Annotated in this window: 11 protein-coding genes; 6 read left to right on the forward strand and 5 right to left on the reverse strand. The window is 62.9% G+C overall.

The window, feature by feature from the left end; translation table 11 throughout:
- Window positions 1-630 precede the first annotated feature (630 nt).
- Genes B0W55_RS16275 through phnE form a run of 4 tightly spaced genes read left to right on the forward strand, consistent with a single transcriptional unit; the run spans window position 631 to window position 3,861 of the window.
- Window positions 631-1,482, forward strand: a complete 852-nt coding sequence (locus tag B0W55_RS16275; protein WP_077046959.1) for a putative selenate ABC transporter substrate-binding protein — start codon at window positions 631-633, stop codon at window positions 1,480-1,482.
- A complete protein-coding gene (locus B0W55_RS16280; RefSeq protein ID WP_077046960.1) occupies window positions 1,479-2,276 on the forward strand; it encodes a phosphonate ABC transporter ATP-binding protein in 798 nt (265 codons plus the stop codon). The genes B0W55_RS16275 and B0W55_RS16280 overlap by 4 nt, the downstream gene beginning before the upstream one ends.
- Window positions 2,270-3,097 carry an ABC transporter permease gene (locus B0W55_RS16285; RefSeq protein WP_077046961.1) on the forward strand — a complete coding sequence of 276 codons (828 nt, stop codon included), beginning with the start codon at window positions 2,270-2,272 and terminating at the stop codon, window positions 3,095-3,097. Before B0W55_RS16280 ends, B0W55_RS16285 begins: the two co-directional genes overlap by 7 nt.
- Window positions 3,094-3,861, forward strand: a complete 768-nt coding sequence (gene phnE / locus B0W55_RS16290) for a phosphonate ABC transporter, permease protein PhnE (protein WP_077046962.1) — start codon at window positions 3,094-3,096, stop codon at window positions 3,859-3,861. Before B0W55_RS16285 ends, phnE begins: the two co-directional genes overlap by 4 nt.
- A gap of 123 nt (window positions 3,862-3,984) precedes the next feature.
- On the opposite strand, the gene B0W55_RS16295 is transcribed toward phnE, so the two are convergent.
- The 3 genes from B0W55_RS16295 to B0W55_RS16305 form a co-directional block, all read right to left on the reverse strand.
- The gene (locus B0W55_RS16295; protein WP_077046963.1) at window positions 3,985-4,677 is read right to left on the reverse strand and encodes an RES family NAD+ phosphorylase; all 693 of its coding nucleotides are present in this window, start codon (window positions 4,675-4,677) and stop codon (window positions 3,985-3,987) included.
- Complete coding sequence (locus B0W55_RS16300; protein WP_077047001.1) at window positions 4,671-5,075, reverse strand: antitoxin Xre-like helix-turn-helix domain-containing protein; 405 nt, start codon at window positions 5,073-5,075, stop codon at window positions 4,671-4,673. The genes B0W55_RS16295 and B0W55_RS16300 overlap by 7 nt, the downstream gene beginning before the upstream one ends.
- A gap of 108 nt (window positions 5,076-5,183) precedes the next feature.
- A complete protein-coding gene (locus tag B0W55_RS16305) occupies window positions 5,184-6,311 on the reverse strand; it encodes a diguanylate cyclase (protein ID WP_077046964.1) in 1,128 nt (375 codons plus the stop codon).
- 373 nt (window positions 6,312-6,684) lie between these two features.
- On the opposite strand from B0W55_RS16305, the gene katG reads away from it, so the two are divergent.
- On the forward strand, window positions 6,685-8,952 hold the full coding sequence (gene katG / locus B0W55_RS16310; protein ID WP_077046965.1) for a catalase/peroxidase HPI: 2,268 nt from the start codon (window positions 6,685-6,687) through the stop codon (window positions 8,950-8,952).
- Window positions 8,953-9,094: 142 nt separating this feature from the next.
- On the opposite strand, the gene B0W55_RS16315 is transcribed toward katG, so the two are convergent.
- A complete protein-coding gene (locus B0W55_RS16315; RefSeq protein ID WP_077046966.1) occupies window positions 9,095-10,051 on the reverse strand; it encodes an AraC family transcriptional regulator in 957 nt (318 codons plus the stop codon).
- 198 nt (window positions 10,052-10,249) lie between these two features.
- Here B0W55_RS16315 and B0W55_RS16320 point away from each other — a divergent pair, with 198 nt between their 5' ends.
- Window positions 10,250-11,203 (forward strand): diiron oxygenase, encoded by a 954-nt coding sequence (locus B0W55_RS16320; protein ID WP_077046967.1) that lies wholly within the window; start codon window positions 10,250-10,252, stop codon window positions 11,201-11,203.
- An 80-nt stretch (window positions 11,204-11,283) separates the two neighbouring features.
- Here the strand turns inward: B0W55_RS16320 and B0W55_RS16325 are convergent, their stop codons facing one another.
- Window positions 11,284-11,640: a DUF6124 family protein gene (locus tag B0W55_RS16325; protein ID WP_077046968.1), complete on the reverse strand. Its 357-nt coding sequence runs from the start codon at window positions 11,638-11,640 to the stop codon at window positions 11,284-11,286.
- Between the last annotated feature and the right edge of the window lie 243 nt (window positions 11,641-11,883).

An 11,883-nucleotide genomic window follows, 5' to 3' on the forward strand; every position in this document is an offset into this window, starting at 1 on the left:
ACAGGCCGGCCCCTTCGCGAGCAAGCCCGCTCCCACAGTTGATTGGGGTGTAGGCGGAATTTGCGTCCACTGGAGATCCAGTGTGGGAGCGAGCCTGCTCGCGATGGCGGTGTGTCAGGTATAGGTGATGCTGGCTGTGCCGCCCTCATCGCTGGCAGGCCAGCTCCCACAATTGATTGGGGTGTAGGCGGAATGTGCGTCCACTGGAGATCCACTGTGGGAGCGGGCTTGCTCGCGATGGCGGTGGGTCAGGCACAGGTGATGCTGGCTGTGCCGGCCCTATCGCTGGCAGGCCAGCTCCCACAATTGATTGAGGTGTAGGCGGAATTTGCCTCCGCTGGAGATCCAGTGTGGGAGCGAGCCTGCTCGCGATGGCGGTGGGTCAGGCACAGGTGATGCTGGCTGTGCCGGCCCTATCGCTGGCAGGCCAGCTACAACAATTGATTGGGGTGTTGGCGGAATTTGCCTCCACCGGAGATCCAGTGTGGGAGCGGGCTTGCTCGCGAAGGCGGTGTGTCTGACAACATCGATGTTGAAGCCGCCCGCCTGTTCCCGAGCAAGCTTCACACCACCATTTCGGCTACCCTCTCACTACATCGCACCCCTTGCGCAACAAAACGGAGAACTTTAATGCTCAAGCGAACCCTGGCATTGGCCATCGGCCTGACCTTGTCGGCCTGCACCCTGCTTACCCAGGCCGCCGAGACCCTCAAGGTCAGCGCGATTCCCGATGAGGCCCCTACCGAACTGCTGCGCAAATTCAAGCCGCTGGGCGCGTACCTCGAGCAGCAACTGGGGATGAAGGTCGAGTTCGTGCCGGTCAGTGATTACCCGGCGGTGGTCGAGGCGCTGGCCACCGACCGTATCGACATGGCCTGGCTCGGCGGTTTCACTTTCGTCCAGGCTCGCCTGAAGACCGGCAATGCGATTCCCCTGGTCCAGCGTGAACAGGACGCCCAGTTCACCAGCAAATTCATCACCGCCGACCCCAACGTCAAATCCCTGGCCGACCTCAAGGGCAAGTCCTTCGCCTTCGGCTCGGTGTCTTCCACCTCGGGCAGCCTGATGCCGCGCTACTTCATGCTCAAGGACGGGATCAAGCCGGAGACCTACTTCAGCCGCGTCGGCTATTCCGGCGCCCATGACGCCACCGTGGCCTGGGTCCAGGCCGGCAAGGTCGACGCCGGGGTGCTCAACGCCAGCGTCTGGGAAAAACTGGTGGCCGCCGGCAAGGTCGACACCAACAAGGTCAAGGTATTCGCCACCACCCCGGCCTACTTCGATTACAACTGGACCGTGCGCGGCACCCTCGATCCAGCGCTGGCGAACAAGATCAAGGCCGCCTTCCTGGCGCTTGACCCGGCGAAACCGGCGGACAAGGAAATCCTCGATCTGCAGGCTGCCAGCCGTTTCATCGAAACCAGCCCGGACAATTACAAAGGCATCGAAGAAGCCGCCCGCGCCGCCGACCTGCTCAAATGACCTTGAAGTTGACCGGCGTCAGCCTGACCCACGGCAACGGGGTTCAGGCGCTGCGTGACGTAAACCTGCACATCGCGGCCGGCGAACAGGTCGCGATCATCGGCCCGTCCGGCGCCGGCAAGTCGAGCCTGCTCAATCTGCTGGCCACCGCCCTGCGTCCCGGCAGCGGCGATGTGCGCTTGCTGGGCGAGCACGCCTGGACGCTGTCGGCCCGCCAGCGTCAGCGCCTGCGCGCGCGGATCGGTCTGGTGCACCAGGCGCCGCCATTGCCGCCACGCCAGCGGGTGATCACCGCGGTGCTGGCCGGCAAGTTGGGTCAGTGGAGCCTGGGCAAGAGCCTGCTGAACCTGTTGCACCCGGTGGACATCCCGGGGGCACGGGCGGCCCTGGCCCGGCTGGACCTGGGCGACAAGTTGTTCGCCCAGTGCCAGCAACTGTCCGGCGGCCAGTTGCAGCGGGTCGGCGTGGCCCGAGTGCTGTATCAGGCACCCGAGGTCTTGCTGGCCGATGAACCGGTGTCGGCCATGGACCCGGTGCTCGCCGGGCACACCCTGTCGGTGCTGTGTCGCCATGCCCGGGAACACAGCGTCACCCTGGTGGCCAGCCTGCATGCGGTGGAGCTGGCCCTGGCGCATTTTTCCCGGGTCATCGGCCTGCGCGACGGGCAGATCCTGTTCGACCTGCCCTCCAGCGACGTCGATCATGACCTGCTCGACCGGCTCTACGCCAATGAGCAACTGCAATCCCCGCCAGCGCCCCAGCCCCCCTTGAGTGTGCAGATTCCACGATGCTGAGCCGCGATTCCCGAGACCCGGCCACCGGCCCTCGCCTGCTGCTCAGCCTGCTGGCCATCGCCTTGCTGTGGCCTGGCATACGCTTCAGCGAACTGGACCTGGGCGTGCTGCTGCGCAGCGACAGCCAGAGCGAAATCGGTCGTTTCGTTTCGACCTTCTGGCCCCCGGCCTATGGCGACGACTTCCTGCCGCTGCTGTGGCAGTCCACCCTGCAAACCCTGGCCATCGCCACGGCCGGCATGGCCCTGGCGCTGTTGTTGGCGGTGCCTGCCAGTCTGCTGGCCAGCCGCGCGTTGTCGCTGTCGGCGGCGTCGCTTTCCGGCCGCCCCAGCGTCTTGGGGCGGCTGTTGCGCTGGCCGGTGCGCGGGCTGTTGATTTTCCTGCGCAGCGTGCCGGAAATCGTCTGGGCCCTGCTGTTCGTGCGCGCCGTCGGCCTGGGCCCAACCGCCGGGGTGCTGGCCATCGCCATCACCTACAGCGGCATGCTGGGCAAGGTCTATGCGGAGATTTTCGAATCGGTGGACCAACGCCCGGCCCATGCCCTGCTGCAAGCGGGCAGCGGTCGGCTGGCGGCGTTCTGCTACGGCATCCTGCCCAATGTCGCCGCCGAATTGCTGTCATACACGGTGTACCGCTGGGAATGCGCGATCCGCGCCTCGGTGGTGATGGGCTTCGTCGGCGCCGGCGGCCTGGGCCAGCAGATGGACCTGTCGCTGCGCATGTTCGCCGGCGGTGAAGTGGCCAGCCTGTTGCTGACTTTCCTGCTGCTGGTGTTGTTTGCCGATCAGCTCAGTCGCCTGTTGCGCTGGAGGCTGGGATGAATCGCCTGATCAATCTGGCGCTGTTGCTGGGCATCGTTGTCGCGGTGGTGGCGTCTTTCGCTTATCTGAGCATCGACCTCGGCGCCCTGGCCGGCAGTGACAACCTCAAACAGATGGGCGCCTATGCGCAACGCTTTCTCAGCCCTGACCTGAGTGAACCTCACTTGCAGGCCATCGCCCATGGCGCGCTGGAAACCATCGCGATGTCGGCCCTGGGCACCTTGCTCGCGGCGGTGTTCGGGCTGATCCTGGCACTGCCGGCGGCCGGGCGCTTCGGCTGGCCGCTCAAGAGCCTGTCGCGGTTGCTGCTCAATGCGCTGCGGGCGGTGCCGGAACTGGTGTGGGCGGCGCTGATGGTACTGGCCGCCGGCCTCGGCCCGAACGCCGGCACCCTGGCACTGGCCCTGCACACCACCGGGGTGCTCGGCCGGCTGTTCGCCGAAGCCCTGGAAAACACCCCGCCACAACCGGCCCAAGCTCTGCGCCTGCAGGGCAGCAGCACCCTGTGGGCCTTCTGCTATGGCACCCTGCCCAACCTGTTGCCGCAACTGCTGGCCTACGTTTTGTACCGCTGGGAAAACAATATCCGCATGGCCAGCGTGCTCGGCTTCGTCGGTGCCGGCGGTTTGGGGCAGATGCTGTATGTGAGCCTCAGCCTGTTCCAGGAAGCCCGGGCCAGCAGCATCATTCTGGCGATGCTGGTGCTGGTGTTTGCCGTCGATTCATTGAGCAGCTGGAGCCGGCAACGTTGGGTGAAAGCCTGAACGTGCTTTTTTGATGGGCAGTGGTCAGGTGTGGTGAAGGCATGCCTTCACCACAGATAAATCCCCAGAGCACAAATTTCTGTGGGACCACAGGCCCCCATTGCACCAAAGATTCAACTTCGGTCAGGTCTCGCTGATCTGATTGACGCTGGTGATCTGCCGGTTCCAGATCATTTCGTAATGGGCGGTCTGCACGATCGACAGCACGGGCCTGGGGGTCATCAGGGCCCAGCAATGGCTGCCGGGCATGCGCACGGAGTGGTAGCGCAGGCCCGGGCTGCCGGCACGCTTGAGGGCTTTGCCGAACCGCCGGGAATCGGTGTAGTCGCCGGGGGCGTAGATCGGATCGCTCATTGCAATGCCCGTCGCATCCTGCATCGCCTTGTCCACGAACGAGCAGGACAGCCCTCGGAACACAAACCGCTCGTAGTGCAGCTCGCGCACCTTCGACCAGTACAGCGCCTGATGATGCTGGACCTCGGCCAAGGCCGTTTCCATGGTGTCCGCCAGGTACAGCACGCCAAAGCTGCCGTCACTGAAGCGCGAGCCTGCCGGGTTGACGTGGGTAAAGGGCGCCGTCGCGTAGGAACAGCCAGTAATGCCGAACGGAATCTCGCTGCGAGGGATCAACTCAAGGTGCCCCACCTCGTTTTTCAGCCGCGGATTGGTCAGCGCCTGGATCTCGTACAGCACATCGAATTCGTCGGCGTCGGCCACGTCATCGAAGATTGCGATTGGTGGGAATTTCGAATTGACCAGCCGATAGGCCTGCAAAGATTCGCCTGCAAACACGGGCAACCCGGCCGGCTTCACCATTGCCCGCCCCGCAACGCATCGATGCGCCGGAACGTCTCGTACAGCGAAATCATGTCGCCCTGGGCCATGATCTCCAGCGGGCTTCGGCCGTTGAAAAACTCGTTGTCGTTGGCCATCGCCACGAAGCCGTAGACGTTTTGCGGGTTATCGAAGATCAGGCGCAGGGTGGCGTGGATGTTCAGCACGAAACTGATGCGCTGCATCTGGTCCGCGTCCAGGGCCACCGCCCAGTCCTGATCGCGCTGGCGGGCGCGGGTGTAGGTGCTGCGGGATATGCGCAGGATGCGACAGGCCTGATCGCTGCTCGCGTTCCATTTCTCGAGAACGCCGACAGCGGCACGCAGCCCGGTCACGCACTGGTTTTTAGTGAAGCCCTGGGTTTGCAGCGCGACCGACATGCCGATACCTTTTTCTGAATCCATAGATTCAAAACTAGACATATTGGCTCTATAGATCAATAGCACCTCGACCAGTGGTCGACTCGATGGCTGTCGCAGGTTTTTTGCCTACTCGGACACCGCCACCTGATTGCGCCCCCGCGCCTTGGCCCGATACAGCGCCTTGTCGGCGTTGCTCATCAGGCTGTGCAAGTCCTTGACGCTCGACTCCATCGACGCCACCCCGACACTGGCCGTGATGCAGTGAACCGGCCCCGTCATCAGCCCAGAGATCGACTGCACCAGATCCTCGGCAATGTGCTGCGCCGCCTCAAGGGACGTATCCGGCAGCAGCACCGCAAATTCCTCGCCGCCCAAGCGACCGTACACATCGGTTTCGCGAAACGACCGGCAGATCACCACGCCCATCTGCCGCAACACCTGGTCGCCGACCTGATGGCCGTAGGTGTCGTTGATGTGTTTGAAATGGTCCATGTCCAGCATTACCGCGCACAGCGGCAACTGGTAGTTCTGGCAATGGTTGTACAGGCGCTGCGCCTGTTCGTAGAACGCCCGGCGATTCCTGAGCCCGGTCAGTTCATCGGTCTGTGCGGCACGGGTGGAAATGCTGTGGGCCAGTTCCATTTCACGGGTCAGACGAAAAGCGGTTTCCAGCGCATCGGACAGCTTGCGGGTGGCATTACACACGAAGGAGGCAAAGACCAGCACCGCCACGCCCATGCCCAGTTGCAGGGTCGACGGCTGAACCAGCAGCCAGAACGTACTGGGCAACAACACCAGGGCGATGGACACCACCGTCATGTAGCGATAAGCCGAATAGCAGGACACCGCGCTGACCGACATGCCCACGGTAAACAGCATCACCAGCGCCTGGGCCAGCAGATCGTCAGCCGGAATGACCGCCAGCGCGCCGCCGCCCCAGATCCCGGCGGACAGCACCAACGTGCCGAAATAGACACGTTCCCAGCGCTGATGGGTGCGCGCCGCTGGCGGGCTGCGAAAATACGCCACGAACATCAGGATGCGAATCAGGGTCGAGGCCGTCAGCAGCGCGACCCACCACGCAACGATCTGATGATCGAACCGCTCCCAGCACAGCCAGCACAGCATGACCTGCGCCAGGAAGCTGCCAAATACAGCGCTGACCGATTGACGAAACAGTTGATGCAATCGGTCAGTTCGCACCTGTTGGGCGATGAAGCGTTCCTGCTCGTACCGAAATCCTGGGCCGTCCATTGAGTTCGCCTGATAATGCTGCGGTGACCTCAATGATTGTGGCACATCGCTGACAGGCACCGACATAACTCTGCGTCGACTTGAAAGACTGCGCCTATCGGCTAGCAATACTGCGGCTATTAGCTGACTTGCCGATAGCGGTCTAGCCTTACCCGGTGCCGGTGCAAACGGCCGGCACAGAGCTGATGTGAAGATAAGAATGAGTCAGAAAACTGACTAGGCATGGTGGCAACTTGATTGCCGCTGTCTGCGATGCCCAGACGCCCCCGACGCTCGCGGGGCTGGCAGCCTGAGTCATGGATTTCGCTCGCTTCTATTCCAGGCCCGCACCGGGCCGGGAAGCGCAATGAACTCGACCGAGGGTAGCTCACACATGGCAAACGAATCGAAATGCCCGTTCAATCACGCCGCCGGCGGTGGCACCAGGAACCGCGACTGGTGGCCGAACCAACTGAACCTGAACATCCTGCACCAGCACTCGCCCCTGTCCGACCCCATGGGTGAAGGCTTCAACTACGCCGAAGCGTTCAAGAGCCTGGACTTTGCCGCCGTCAAACGCGACCTGGCGGCGCTGATGACAGATTCGCAAGACTGGTGGCCCGCCGACTTCGGCCACTATGGCCCGCTGTTCGTGCGCATGTCCTGGCACGCCGCCGGCACCTACCGCACCGCCGACGGACGGGGTGGCGCCGGCTCCGGCCAGCAGCGCTTCGCCCCCCTCAACAGCTGGCCGGACAACGTCAGCCTCGACAAGGCCCGGCGCCTGCTGTGGCCGATCAAGCAGAAGTACGGGCGCAACCTGTCCTGGGCCGACCTGATCGTACTCACCGGCAACGTCGCCCTGGAGACCATGGGCTTCAAGACCTTCGGCTTCTCCGGCGGCCGCCCGGATGTCTGGGAACCGGATGAGGACGTGTATTGGGGTTCGGAAACCAAATGGCTGGGCGGCGACACCCGCTACGCCAGTGACAGCGACGACGACAACAAACCCGTGCAAAACCCTGGCGACGGGCCCCTGGTGGCCGAGCCCGGAAAAAACGAGGACAGCCGTACCCAACACGGTCGCAACCTGGAAACGCCTCTGGCCGCGGTGCAGATGGGCCTGATCTACGTCAACCCCGAAGGCCCTGAAGGTGAGCCTGACCCGGTCAAGTCGGGCCTGGACATCCGCGAAACCTTCGCCCGCATGGCGATGAATGACGAAGAAACCGTGGCGCTGATCGCCGGTGGCCACGCCTTCGGCAAGACCCACGGCGCCGGTCCCGCCGATAACGTCGGGCCGGAACCGGAAGCCGCTGGCCTCGAACAGCAAGGCTTGGGCTGGAAGAACAAGTTCGGTACCGGTAAAGGTCCGGACACCATCACCAGCGGCCTGGAAGTGACCTGGACCAGCACGCCGACCCGATGGAGCAACGACTTCCTGGAAAACCTCTTCGGTTTTGAATGGGAGCTGACCAAGAGCCCGGCCGGCGCCAACCAGTGGAAACCGAAAAACGGCGCGGGTGCCGGGACCATTCCGGATGCCTTCGATCCCAATAAACGCCGTGAGCCGACCATGCTGACCTCGGACCTGGCCCTGCGCTTCGACCCGATCTACGAGCCGATCTCCCGGCGCTTCCTGGCCAACCCCGACCAGTTGGCCGACGCCTTCGCCCGGGCCTGGTACAAACTGCTGCACCGTGACATGGGCCCGCTGTCGCGCTACCTCGGCCCGGAACTCCCCACTGAAGAGTTGCTGTGGCAAGACCCGATCCCGGCGGTCGACCACGAACTGGTCAACGACAGCGATGTGGCTGCTCTGAAGAGCAAGGTGCTGGCATCCGGCTTGAGCGTGTCGCAATTGGTGTCCACCGCCTGGGCGGCGGCTTCCACCTTCCGTGGCTCCGACAAACGCGGTGGTGCCAACGGCGGGCGGCTGCGTCTGGAACCGCAGAGATCCTGGAAGGTCAACCAGCCTGATCAGCTGGCCGGCGTACTGTCCAAGCTCGAAGGCATCCAGCGGGAATTCAACGCCGGCGGCAAGAAAATCTCCCTGGCGGACCTGATCGTGCTCGCCGGCAGCGCGGGTGTCGAACAGGCGGCGAAAAATGCCGGTCACACCGTCACCGTGCCGTTCAGCCCGGGGCGTACGGACGCGAGCCAGGAGCAGACCGATGTCGAGTCGTTCGGCCACCTTGAACCGATCGCCGACGGCTTTCGCAACTACCTGAAAACCCGCTACAAGGTGTCGGCCGAGCACCTGCTGATCGACAAGGCGCAACTGCTGACCCTCACCGCACCGCAAATGACCGCGCTGATCGGCGGCCTGCGCGTGCTCGACACCAACGTCGGGCAAACCGCCCACGGTGTTTTCACCAACCGCAAAGGGCAACTGACCACCGACTTCTTCACCAACCTGCTGGACATGGGCGTGGAATGGAAACCCACCTCCGACACCAACGAAGAGTTCGAAGGTCGCGACCGCAAGACCGGCCAGCCGAAATGGACGGCTTCACGGGTGGACCTGGTGTTCGGCGCCAACGCGCAGCTACGGGCGATCTCGGAGTTCTACGCCACCCCTGACAACAAGGAGAAATTCGTGAAGGACTTCGTGGCGGCATGGACCAAGGTGATGAACCTGGATCGTTTCGACTTGAAGTGAGGTAGACCGCAAGCCCCTTGGCCACCTCGGCATTCAGTGCCGGGGTGGCCATTTTATTTGCGTCCGAGAAATCTTACCGCGGGCTTGTTCCATGGGATGCAGAGCGTCCCGGGCTACATTCCGATCACGCTCACTTGACCGCTCACGCTGATTGCCTGCGCCAATTGCCAGGTGACGTGCCGAACTGGCGCTTGAAGGCGCGACTGAACGCGGCTTCGGATTCGTAGCCCACTGCAAAGCCGATTTGCGCCACGTTGCCGCGCCCTTCGCGCAGCTGTTGCGCCGCCACGTGCATGCGCCAGAGGGTCAGGTATTGCATCGGAGGCTGCCCCACCAGGGTCGTGAACCGCTCGGCGAACACCGAGCGCGACATGCCCACTTCCAGCGCCAGGGCTTCTGCGGTCCAGCCCTCGGTGGGACGCGCATGGAGCAGCGCCAGGGCGCGGCCGATGTGCGGGTCGCGCAACCCCGCCAGCCAACCGCGGCGTTCGGCGGGCAGGCTGGCCACATACTGGCTGACGGCCTGGACGAACAGCAGTTCCGACAGCTTGGCGATGACCGTCGCCGAGCCGACGCGCCCCGCTGCGATTTCACTGACCGCAAACCGGAAGGAGCTTTCGATCCACGCCCCCGAACCGGTCGCACGAACGTCCAGGATCAACAACGGTGGCAACGACGACAGCAACGGACTGAAAGGGGTTTCAGTGCCAAGGAACCCGCACAACAACTGCGTGAGTTCACCGCCCCCGCCATAGTTGATCCGAGAAATGCCGCCGACATCCGGCGGTTTGACCACCTGGCTGGCCAGCAGGGGCGCAAGGCTCAGGTCGCTGCCGAAGGCATGCAGGTCATTGCGCGGCAGCAGAACCAGTTCGCCGGCCTTCACATCGACGGCGGCGCCCCCGTCGACCTGTATTTGCATGTGCCCCGCCGCGACAAAATGCGACGCGATGACGTGTCGAGGCGCCTCCATGAACGGTTTGCAGTCCTGGCTCGAGATTCTTCCGTTGATGCACCAGGGCGCAGTGAGCTCTGCCTCCAGGAACACCCCTCCAGACAGTCGAATCACTCGCAAGACATCAGACAGCGCATCCAACAATGGCCCGCCCTCTTTCCGGACGCCGGAGCAGGAATTCAGGCGTACCGGTCATTCACCGCCTGAACTGCGACCACTAGATTAGCACCTGTGCGGAATCAGCGATCGAGACTGTCCCAGCGGCTTGCCCCCAAGATCTTTGGCTCCGACGTCAACCGCAATTGCCCCATTCCAACTCAACCAGGGCAGCAGGAGATCCATATGAACACCGTTGTTATCGCTCCACGCTCAGCGTCAGCCAATGCTGACCGTTACGCGCAAATGGTCAAGGCATCGAAAAAAGCCGAATGGCAGATCGACCGCGACTTGCTGCAGGATCGCCGTTTCGACCATTCACGCAAATTCCTGCCCGACGGCCTGTCGCACGTCGACCGCCTGAGCTTTCTCGGGGCGACCGAGGCTCGCCTGCTCAGCCAGATTCAGGGGCGAACCTATGCGTACCTGTTTGGCCTGGTCGAGCGGTTCATCAGTGCCAAAATGCTCGATCAGGGCCGGGCCCATGTCTTTGACGATCAGTTGGCCTTTGAAGCGCTGGTCCAATTTTCCAGCGACGAGATCAAGCATCAGGAGCTGTTCCGGCGCATCGAGGCGATGCTCGCTGAGCAATTGCCCACGGGGTATCGTCAAGTGGCCGACCCCAACGAAGTGGCCCGGGCGGTATTGGCCGCGAGCACCTGGTCGGTGTTGGCGCTGACTTGCCATATCGAGCTGTTCGTTCAGGCGCACTACCAGAAGAGCATCGCCCCGGGGGAGGATTTGTGCCCACTGTTCAAGGATGTCTTCAAATTCCACTGGAAGGATGAAAGCCGGCACGTCGTGCTCGATGAACTGGAGTGGCAGGCCGAACACGCCAAACTCTCGCCGGCCGAGCGCGACCAGGCGGTGAATGATCTGATTGCACTGGTGGGGGCCGTCGATGGGATCGTGCAGGCGCAAGCGGCAGCCGACGCCGACTACTTCATCGGCAATGTTCCACGATCGTTCAGTGCCGATGAAGCGCAGCACATCAACGCCTGCGTGCTGAGCGCCTACCGCTGGCAATACATTGTCTCAGGGGTGGAGCATCCGCATTTTTCACGGCTGCTCACGCACATGACAACACCCGAACAGATGGCGAGGATTCAGGCCGCACTGGCACCGTTGATGGGGGGTTGATAGTCAGCAATGGCAAACGGTGGTGAGGGGTTTATTCCCTCACCACACAGGTATCCAACGGCTCATAGGTAGTGTGCGACTCAGGGCGGATCCATCTGATCCAGCACCCGATTGGCCGTGATCTCGGCCAACATCACGCAGCTGGAAATGCCCAGCAAGGCGTTGCGATCGCCCCCTTCCAGATGATCCACCAGTTGATGGACCATCACATCCACCGACGCCAGCGTCTCCACCAGGTACACCATCAGGTCTTCGGTTCTGGTGTGCGGGTTCACGGTGAACAGCGTGCTGGGGGTGCGGGGCGTGGCTTTGATGTCGGCGCTTGAGGGGAAGTGATAATCGAGGGCACGCTCGGCGGCGTCGTTGAGCCTGGTTGAATCGGCTTCGTAGGGGGATGTGGAATCGGTGTCTGGGGGGTTGGGTGTGACTTTGAACATGGGTGGAACCTCTAGTGCGAATTTGAAGGAGCCATCACCCTCGCTACCAAACGAAGGGTGGCGGCCATACGCAGGTTGGTAGACCGGTCGCACTATCCGGCGCCCGCAAGCGGGCCCTACGCATGACCACCATAAAAAACGGTGGCGCTGTGCGTCTGAGCGCGTAACCGGGCTACCAAACCCGATCGCTGTTTCCAGCGACCGCCAAACGATAAAACCCGCACCCCAGGCGCACAAGCCGGC

The sequence above is a fragment of the Pseudomonas sp. KK4 genome, assembly GCF_001984065.1.
GTDB lineage: Bacteria > Pseudomonadota > Gammaproteobacteria > Pseudomonadales > Pseudomonadaceae > Aquipseudomonas.

What these genes read in the sequence shown, in the direction of transcription:
- B0W55_RS16275 (WP_077046959.1), top strand. Translation starts at nt 631, where the DNA reads ATGCTCAAGCGAACCCTGGCATTGGCCATCGGCCTGACCTTGTCGGCC.
- B0W55_RS16280 (WP_077046960.1), top strand. Translation starts at nt 1,479, where the DNA reads ATGACCTTGAAGTTGACCGGCGTCAGCCTGACCCACGGCAACGGGGTT.
- B0W55_RS16285 (WP_077046961.1), top strand. Translation starts at nt 2,270, where the DNA reads ATGCTGAGCCGCGATTCCCGAGACCCGGCCACCGGCCCTCGCCTGCTG.
- phnE (WP_077046962.1), top strand. Translation starts at nt 3,094, where the DNA reads ATGAATCGCCTGATCAATCTGGCGCTGTTGCTGGGCATCGTTGTCGCG.
- B0W55_RS16295 (WP_077046963.1), bottom strand. Translation starts at nt 4,677, where the DNA reads ATGGTGAAGCCGGCCGGGTTGCCCGTGTTTGCAGGCGAATCTTTGCAG.
- B0W55_RS16300 (WP_077047001.1), bottom strand. Translation starts at nt 5,075, where the DNA reads ATGTCGGTCGCGCTGCAAACCCAGGGCTTCACTAAAAACCAGTGCGTG.
- B0W55_RS16305 (WP_077046964.1), bottom strand. Translation starts at nt 6,311, where the DNA reads ATGGACGGCCCAGGATTTCGGTACGAGCAGGAACGCTTCATCGCCCAA.
- katG (WP_077046965.1), top strand. Translation starts at nt 6,685, where the DNA reads ATGGCAAACGAATCGAAATGCCCGTTCAATCACGCCGCCGGCGGTGGC.
- B0W55_RS16320 (WP_077046967.1), top strand. Translation starts at nt 10,250, where the DNA reads ATGAACACCGTTGTTATCGCTCCACGCTCAGCGTCAGCCAATGCTGAC.
- B0W55_RS16325 (WP_077046968.1), bottom strand. Translation starts at nt 11,640, where the DNA reads ATGTTCAAAGTCACACCCAACCCCCCAGACACCGATTCCACATCCCCC.